We start from the raw sequence: 5,208 nt of genomic DNA, 5'->3' as shown, positions 1-5,208 counted from the left end.
CTGATAATCTGCGCCATTTTGCCGCCTATGCCAGCGTCAGCCATATGAATCTGGTGGCCCTCGGCCTTTTTGCCCTGCAAGCCCAGGCGCTGTACGGCAGCGTCTTTCTGCTCATCGCCCATGGGATTGTTTCGGCGGGGCTTTTCGGCGTGGTGGCCGTGATGGAAGCGCGCGGACTGACCGGCGAATGGGCCGGTCTCGGCGGGCTCTTTCGCCGTGCACCGCGTCTGGGGGCATGGATGCTATTCTTCTTTCTGGCGGGCATGGGCCTGCCGGGCCTCGCCAACTTCCCCGGCGAGTTTCTCAGTCTGGCGGGAGCCTTTCAGGTGCTGCCCTGGGCGGCGGCGCTGGCGACACTCGGAATTCTCGCCGGGGTGATCTACTTCTTGCGCATTTATGAGCGGGTGATGCTGGGACCCCTGAACAATGCCTTGCCGGTCGCGCTGACGGACTTGCGGCAGAGTGAGTGGTTGTTGTTCTGGGTCCTGGGTTTGCTCACCCTCTGGATGGGACTGGATCCGCAGGCTATTCTTGCGCACCTCGGCACACTGCTTTCCGTGCATGGCAGCGAGGTCATCAGCGGAGGCAGCCATGGTGGTGTATAGCCCGACGCTACTGCCCCTGCTTATCGTTGCGGGTGCCGCCGTGGTCGCCTTTCTCGGCGATGCCCTGCGCATCGGCAAGATCATGCCCTGGTGGGGCGGGCTCGCTGCCATCGCCGCCGCCATCAGCATCGGTGTTGAAAAACTCACCCTCGGGAATTTTCTCTACTGGGACAGCAGCGCGACCCTGCTCGGGGTCTATCTGAGCCTGGCGACGGCGGCGGGACTCACCTTTGTGGCTTTTCACCCGCTGCCACGAAAGTTGCCCGGCAGCTTTACCGGTCTCATTCTGACGGCGCTGACCGGCGGCCTGATCCTGGTCAGCGGGCAGAATTTGCTCTTCCTCTTCGTCGGGCTGGAGTTGCAGGTCATGCCCTTCTTCGCCTTGCTCGCCTGGCCGGGCAGTGGGCGCGGGGCGTTGGAGGCTGCTTTCAAATATGCGTTGTTAGCGGCCCTGGCCTCGGCCCAGTTTGCCATCGGCATCGCCCTGATTTATCTCGGGGATGGCAGCCTTGCGGTGATTCCGCCTTTCAGCGGCATGGCGGACAATGTCTACGGTTTGGTCGGGGTACTCGCCCTGCTGGCCGCCTTGAGTTTCGAGATCGCCGCCGCCCCCTTCCATGCCTGGGTGGCCGACATTTATCAGGGCGCCCCGGCACCCATGCTGATCTTCCTCAGCGGGGTGAGCAAAGTAGCCGTGATGGGGGCACTGATCACCCTGGCCAGTGCCACACCGCGCCTGCAAATCCCCGTCGCCATCATCGCCGCCGCCAGCATCCTGATTGGGAACCTCCTCGCTTACCGTGCCGGACATCTGCGGCGCATGCTCGGCTATTCCGCCATTGCCCACGCCGGCTATTTTCTCGCGGCACTGGCGGCAGGTCCGCTGGGAATCATCGCCGCCAGTCTCTATGCACTGGTCTACGGCATCATGAATGTCGGTACCTTCATGGGCCTGTCCAGCCTGCCCGAGAGCAGTGTCGCCATCCCGTGGGCAGCCCTGCGCGAGCGTCAGCCGGTACTCGCCGGCCTGCTGGGCGTCACCCTGCTGTCGTTGGCCGGTATGCCGCCGAGCATCGGCTTTTTTGCCAAGCTCTTCGTCATCATCGCCGATATCCACGATCAGCTACTCTGGCTCGCCTTCCTCATCGCCCTCGGCAGCGCCTTCTCCTTTGTCTATTACCTCAGCGCCCTGTGGAAGCCCTCCACCCTCAGCAACCCCGACCGCCTGCTGTGCCGCCGCAGCTGGGAAAGCTTTGCCGCGCTGGGGATTCTGATATTGGTGCTAGGATGGGCGTGGGTGCCTTACGGGATGGGCGGGTGATATGGGAGGATGTCAGCTGACGGTGCTAATCGTTGACGGTTCCGACTCTCACGAATTCATCGGGTAGCTGCCTGAGAGAGCGCGCAAACACCTTGACATCCGCCCCTATCATCGCTAATCTCCCGCCCCTCAGTGAAAAATCCGAAGCCGGAGTTGTGTGATGAAGACCTATTCTGCCAAGTCTCATGAAGTGCAGGGAGACTGGTTCGTGGTGGATGCCACCGATAAAGTGCTGGGCCGCCTCTCTTCGGAGTTGGCCAAACGTCTGCGTGGCAAGCATAAGCCCGAGTACACGCCCCATGCCGATACCGGCGATTATCTTGTCGTCATCAATGCCGACAAGATCGCGGTCACCGGCAACAAGGCTAAAGACAAAATGTATTATCATCACACCGGCTACGTCGGCAATCTGAAGAGTGCCTCCTTCGAGAAGATGATGAAGACACACCCGGAGCGGATCATCGAACTTGCGGTCAAGGGCATGCTGCCCAAGAATCCGCTGGGTCGGGCGATGTTCAAGAAGCTCAAGGTCTATACCGGCTCCGAGCATCCCCATTCGGCGCAGCAGCCGCAGCCCCTGAACGTTTAAGGCGAAGACTCCATGGAACAATATTACGGTACCGGTCGGCGTAAAAGTGCAACAGCCCGCGTGTATTTGCGTCGTGGCTCAGGCAAGATCGTCATCAACAAGCGCACCCTGGAAGACTACTTTGGCCGCGAGACTTCGCGCATGGTGGTCATGCAGCCCCTGGAGTTGACCGGTCATGGTGGTCAATTCGACATTCTGGTGAATGTCAGCGGTGGTGGTGCCAGTGGTCAGGCCGGGGCGATCCGCCATGGTATCACCCGCGCCCTCATGGTCTATGATGAAACCTTGCGTCGCCCCTTGCGCAGCGCTGGTTTCGTCACCCGTGACGCCCGCGAAGTGGAACGCAAGAAGGTCGGCAAGCATAAGGCCCGGCGTAGTCACCAGTTCTCCAAGCGTTAATCACGCGCGCTTCGGACTGGGAAACAAGCCGCCTTCGGGCGGCTTTTTCTGTTACGGCTAAGAAATGGAGGAACGTATGATTCGCGCAGGTATTGTCGGTGGTACGGGTTATACCGGAGTGGAGTTGCTCCGTTTGCTACTGCCGCATCCGGAAGTCGAGGTGGTGGCCATCACCTCCCGTGCCGAGGCCGGGCAGCGCGTGGATGCGCATTTCCCCAATCTGCGTGGTCACTGCGATCTGTACTACACCACGCCCGATCCCGCGCTGTTGGGTGATCTCGACGTCGTCTTTTTTGCAACGCCCCATGGGGTGGCGATGGATAGTGCGCCGGAACTACTGGCCAAAGGCGTGCGGGTCATTGATCTGGGCGCTGATTTCCGACTGCCCGATGCGGAAGTCTTTGCTCAGTGGTACGGCATGGCCCACCGCGCGCCCGAAGCACTGGCCGAAGCCTGCTATGGCTTGCCCGAATACTATCGGGCCAAGGTTAGTGCGGCGCGGCTGATTGCCAATCCAGGCTGTTATCCGACGGCGGTCATCCTCGGCCTCGCGCCTCTGTTGGCCGAGGGCTGGCTGCGGGAGGATACACTGATCGCGGATTGCAAGTCTGGCGTCAGCGGAGCAGGTCGTACCGCTAAGGTTGGCCTGATTCTCCCCGAAGCGGCGGATAGCGTCAGCGCCTATGGCGTAAGCGGTCACCGGCATCGGCCGGAAATCGAGGCCGTGCTTTCCAATATCAGCGGTAACCGGCTGGAGTTGCAGTTCACGCCCCACCTCATGCCCATGATCCGCGGCATCCACGCTACCCTTTACGGGCGGCTGCGCCAGCCCGTGAGCGATGCGGCGCTACAGGGCCTGTTTACCACCCGTTATGCTGGCGAGCCCTTTGTAGATATCTTGCCCTTCGGCAGCCACCCGGCTACGCGTTCGGTGCGGGGTGCCAACGTGTGCCGTATCGCCGTTCATCAGCCCCGGCCGGGGCTGGTGGTCGTCCTCTCGGTCATCGACAATCTGGTCAAAGGGGCTGCCGGGCAAGCGCTACAAAATATGAACCGGTTGTTCTCTCTGCCGGAGGACATGGGGTTGGCGCACATCGCCTTGTTGCCGTAAGGCCGCAATACCCTCGGCAATTGGCGACAAAGTAACCCATTGAAAGTAAATACAACGCCGGATATGTTTCCGGGTCTGTAGCCGTTCTTCTACAGTTGCCACATGTAACAAGCTGAAAAGTATAACTAAAAAAGTGGCACCAATTTTGCTTTATTCGGTTGTTCCGCCTTGGAAGCGATGTTTGACTCCGGGTAAATCACTATGTAAGACAAGGAGTTTATTATGATCAAGTCGTCGGCTTTCGGCACTCGCCAGCTGGTACTTGCTGCCAGTGCTGCGCTGTTGTGCGGTCTGTCCAGCGTCTCCGCCTGGGCGGACGATGGCCTGTCTCTCGGGCTTGCTGTCCCAGGGCTGAGCATGTTTCTCGGTAATGCACCGGGTTATTATGCGCCGCCTCCGCCGGTCTACTACGCGCCGCCACCCCCGCCGGGTTACTATGTGGCGGCAAGACCCGCGAGAGTCTATGGCCCCCGACCATGGGAGCGTCGGGGACCTCCGCCTTGGGCGGGGCGGTGGCGGCACGATGACTGGCGGCACTGAATGACGCGATGGCAGCTAAAAAGATAAATAGGCGCAGGGAACGGCGTTGGATGCCTACGCTGGCGCTGGCCTTTTGTGTTGTGGCCCTCGGCGGCTGCGCCAATATGAGCCCCACCGGTCAGCGTGCCCTGAGTGGTGGGGCCATTGGTGCTGCAGGTGGCGCCATTCTTGGCACTGTCGTTGCAGGTAATCCCGCTGCCGGCGCCGCGGTTGGTGGTGCTGTTGGTGCCGGCGTAGGCGCAGCACTTCCCAACATTGAGCGCACCCTCAACGGCAACTAAAACGATATCTGTCTAGCGTAGTGTTGCATTCTGTTTGGTATTTAAGTGGCTGTTAGCGCGGATGACCTTTTGCAGAATATCCCGCGCAGTTTTGATCCTGTAAATCCGCAACAAATAGATCCTAGGTCCGCTTTGAGTGCGCTCTTTATGGTTTCATCCGGCATATCCCCCATAGCACCAATTAGTTGTGTTTTATCACATAAACACCTCGAAAAACCCATCACTCCAAATATTCACCATTGCAATGAATCATATGCCCCTTAGAACTTAGGGTAGGGGCATACACAAACGCCGGCTTGCTGCTTCTTAAAACATAAATCCGGTTTCGAAAAGGGCTCTGGCCTGGGTAGGATTATTCCCCT

Annotated in this window: 7 protein-coding genes; all 7 read left to right on the top strand. The window is 59.7% G+C overall.

Going from position 1 to position 5,208, the window contains the following annotated elements; translation table 11 throughout:
* Positions 1-605 (top strand): proton-conducting transporter transmembrane domain-containing protein (locus tag M7F93_RS10695; RefSeq protein ID WP_298173179.1); only part of this gene is annotated, 605 nt, incomplete at its 5' end.
* Positions 592-1,926, top strand: a complete 1,335-nt coding sequence (locus M7F93_RS10690; RefSeq protein WP_298173176.1) for an NADH-quinone oxidoreductase subunit N — start codon at positions 592-594, stop codon at positions 1,924-1,926. The genes M7F93_RS10695 and M7F93_RS10690, both read left to right, overlap by 14 nt.
* Before the next feature lie 160 nt (positions 1,927-2,086).
* Positions 2,087-2,515, top strand: coding sequence for a 50S ribosomal protein L13 (gene rplM / locus M7F93_RS10685; RefSeq protein ID WP_366144771.1), 429 nt, complete (start codon positions 2,087-2,089; stop codon positions 2,513-2,515).
* A 12-nt stretch (positions 2,516-2,527) separates the two neighbouring features.
* Positions 2,528-2,914 (top strand): 30S ribosomal protein S9, encoded by a 387-nt coding sequence (rpsI, locus tag M7F93_RS10680; protein WP_163098704.1) that lies wholly within the window; start codon positions 2,528-2,530, stop codon positions 2,912-2,914.
* A 76-nt stretch (positions 2,915-2,990) separates the two neighbouring features.
* Complete coding sequence (argC, locus tag M7F93_RS10675; RefSeq protein WP_298173168.1) at positions 2,991-4,025, top strand: N-acetyl-gamma-glutamyl-phosphate reductase; 1,035 nt, start codon at positions 2,991-2,993, stop codon at positions 4,023-4,025.
* Between the two features lie 222 nt (positions 4,026-4,247).
* Positions 4,248-4,565, top strand: coding sequence for a hypothetical protein (locus tag M7F93_RS10670; protein WP_298173166.1), 318 nt, complete (start codon positions 4,248-4,250; stop codon positions 4,563-4,565).
* A 50-nt stretch (positions 4,566-4,615) separates the two neighbouring features.
* Entirely contained in the window at positions 4,616-4,846 is a 231-nt protein-coding gene (locus M7F93_RS10665) for a hypothetical protein (protein ID WP_298173163.1), read from the top strand.
* Positions 4,847-5,208: the final 362 nt, after the last annotated feature.

Source organism: Acidithiobacillus sp. (assembly GCF_027322205.1).
Classification (GTDB): Bacteria; Pseudomonadota; Gammaproteobacteria; order Acidithiobacillales; family Acidithiobacillaceae; genus Acidithiobacillus.
This window is presented reverse-complemented; position numbering and strand designations above follow the sequence as displayed.